The following is a 2,937-nucleotide window of genomic DNA, read 5'->3' on the forward strand; positions in this document are numbered from 1 at the left end:
ATTAAGAGCCGACCTAGGTTCAGTACAAAACCAATTAATCGCTACACTAAATAACATTACAGTTACTCAAGTAAATGTAAAATCAGCTGAATCTCAAATAAGAGATGTAGACTTTGCTAGCGAGAGTGCAAACTTCTCTAAACATAACATTCTAGCCCAAAGTGGAAGCTACGCTATGAGTCAGGCAAATGCTGTACAGCAAAATATCTTAAAACTACTACAATAGTAAGATTACTACGCCTTTATACAAGGCGTAGTAATCTTTTAATATAAATTCAACTAATCACACTACTAGGGATATTTACAATCCTATCAGCTAGGTATTTAGCATTTTTATTAGATTCTTTAGTTCAGTGTTGATACATCTTTAACTCACTTAGCAGCTTCAACGCTGGACGCATCATTACATCATTTTCATTGGCAAAATTTAGCAGCTCATCACGACTAGCCCTATCCTCCATCACAATACCCATTAACCAATAATTACTTACACACTCTCTAGGTTCAGTTATAAACTTTACACCTAAAATTTCAAAAAATCTCGCATATCGATTAGCTAGTCTGCGCTTAGCCATTAGACATAGGTCTAAATTTTCTAACTGAGCTTTTAGCAAAGCAGCGTTTAAATTTGGCATTCTATAATTATATCCGATTTGATCATGATCGTATTCATATTGATGAGCGATTTTGGCCGTTGTGCTTAAGTGTTTTGCCATTTTTGCTATGTTTTCATCATCAGTTATTAGCATACCACCACCTCCACTTGTAGCAATTTTGTTACCATTAAATGAAAATATACCAGCAAGCCCGAATCTACCACTATGAGTACCTTTATATGTACTACCTAGACTCTCAGCAGCATCTTCTATCAGCGTTATACCCCACTCTTGGCAAATTTGTGCTATCTCATCAATCTCGCAGACCATTCCAAATGTATGCATTGGTATACATGCGCTCACACGCCTATCACCGTGATAGCATTTACCACCTTTGATTATACAGTTGCTTAACAAAAACTCTCTTAAGCTTTGTGGGCTCATACCCATTGTCTCCATATCTACATCAACAAAAATCGGACTAGCGCCCATATAGCTAATCGCATTTGCTGTAGCTACAAAGCTTAAAGGCTGAGTAATCACATCATCGCCAGCCTTAACTCCAGCACATATCAAAGCCATATGAAGTGCTGCTGTACCGCTAGACATAGCTACTGCGTATTTAGCGCCGGTGATTTTAGATATATCATTTTCTACATCATTGACAAATTCACCTATGCTCGATACATATCCAGTATCAATACACTGCCATAGATACTCCATCTCTCTACCTAGAAGCCTTGGAGAGTGTAGAGGGATTTTTTTGCTATTGTATTCATTTTTGATAAATCTTACTATCTCTTCGCATAGTGGTTTGCTATATTTACATTTTTGCATCTAGATATCTCCCTTTTTCTATGTGATTAAACTCAGGTAAAACTTGCATAAATTCCGCCATTATCGCATCTTTATCAAATTTTCCATCTATCATCATTGATTTTATATTTGTCTCAAATTTATTTAGACTTGTCCCATTTATCACCGGTTCATTCTCTATCACACCAATACTAGCAAACCGCTCCATATCTAACTGTTCATTACCTGTATAAAACTCCTCATAATCTTTCTCGCCAGTTGTATCGCTACTACCAAATAGACACGCCCATTGTCTATTTTGTGCTAGTTGGGCAGCTTTTGCTCTAGCCTCATCTTCATTTTCGCATATATATGGCTCATAGCCTTTAGAGTGCAGATAACGCACCGCTATATCACTGAATTTTATCAAATTTAGCTTCTCATCTAGCTTTGGAAAGAAAATCTCTCTATTTTCTCCAAATATCGCACTTAATAAACATAATTGGCCAGATTCCTTAGGCGTTATAAAGTATCTGCGAACATCATTTGGTGCTACAATTGGCTGGAGCTTTTTGATTCGTTGTTCAAATCCGTGTAATAAGCTTCCGTCGCTAAAGGCGACATTTGCAAATCTAGCCATACTTACTGGTGTTAAATTTGATCTGTAAAATGCAAACATCTCCATAATTCGTTTACTAGCCCCCATCATATTAGCAGGATTAGCCGCTTTATCACTGCTAACAGTGAAATATCTTTTTGAGCGTTTCATCAATTCATCACTATTGAATATATTTGTTTGGATTAGTCGCATTAATGTATATGGATCTTTTTCGCTTCGTACGTGTTTGAGTGCGCTTAAATTTAGCACATAATCATACTTATTACCATCTATCAACGCTTTAAATATATTTGAACCAGCATCTATAGCATAGGTAGCAAACTCACCTTGTATATAGCCATAACTACTTCTAATATCACGCACTAACTCTACTAAGTTATTTTCACTAATATCAACTACATCAAGACGCATTGGCTCTCTAACAAATATCTCTTTTACTACCGCTGAACCGATACTACCAGCACCACCAACTACTAAAAATTTAGAACTAGAAATACGCTCATTTAATTCATCTTTAAGCCTAGCCATATCACTATCAAATAGCGGCTCACTTCTGCCTATAAGATTTAAAACATCAATCATTTTATACTCTTTTTTGGTTATATTTTACCAACTTATAGCTGAATTTAGTAAATTTAATACTCTTTTACCTCTGGTTTCCCAGAGGTAAAAAGGACTTGTAAAGTTTAATGAGTTTTAAAAGTGCGAGTTGATTAAATCACTCTACGAACGACCGCACACCGTGAGTAGAGTTAAGAGGCTTTTCTCATTGCATAGCAATGAAATGTATATTACTAAACTAACTTATTGTAGTAGTTTTAAGATATTTTGCTGTACAGCATTTGCCTGGCTCATAGCGTAGCTTCCACTTTGGGCTAGGATGTTATGTTTAGAGAAGTTTGCGCTCTCACTAGCAAAGTCTACATC

At 36.1% G+C, this 2,937-nt stretch carries 4 protein-coding genes; 1 reads left to right on the forward strand and 3 read right to left on the reverse strand.

From position 1 onward, the window contains the following. On the forward strand, nucleotides 1-226 hold a 226-nt coding region (locus J6V67_RS07190), incomplete at its 5' end, for a flagellin (protein ID WP_291860810.1). Between the two features lie 124 nt (nucleotides 227-350). Here the strand turns inward: J6V67_RS07190 and J6V67_RS07195 are convergent. The 3 genes from J6V67_RS07195 to J6V67_RS07205 form a co-directional block, all read right to left on the reverse strand. Continuing rightward, a complete protein-coding gene (locus tag J6V67_RS07195; RefSeq protein WP_367205796.1) occupies nucleotides 351-1,433 on the reverse strand; it encodes a LegC family aminotransferase in 1,083 nt (360 codons plus the stop codon). Continuing rightward, complete coding sequence (locus J6V67_RS07200) at nucleotides 1,420-2,592, reverse strand: UDP-N-acetylglucosamine 4,6-dehydratase (RefSeq protein ID WP_291860813.1); 1,173 nt, start codon at nucleotides 2,590-2,592, stop codon at nucleotides 1,420-1,422. The genes J6V67_RS07195 and J6V67_RS07200 overlap by 14 nt, the downstream gene beginning before the upstream one ends. A 222-nt stretch (nucleotides 2,593-2,814) precedes the next feature. Next, nucleotides 2,815-2,937: flagellin (locus J6V67_RS07205; protein WP_291860816.1), on the reverse strand; the 123-nt coding region annotated here is incomplete at its 5' end.

Origin of the sequence: Campylobacter sp. (assembly GCF_017646085.1) — a bacterium.
Lineage (GTDB): Bacteria > Campylobacterota > Campylobacteria > Campylobacterales > Campylobacteraceae > Campylobacter.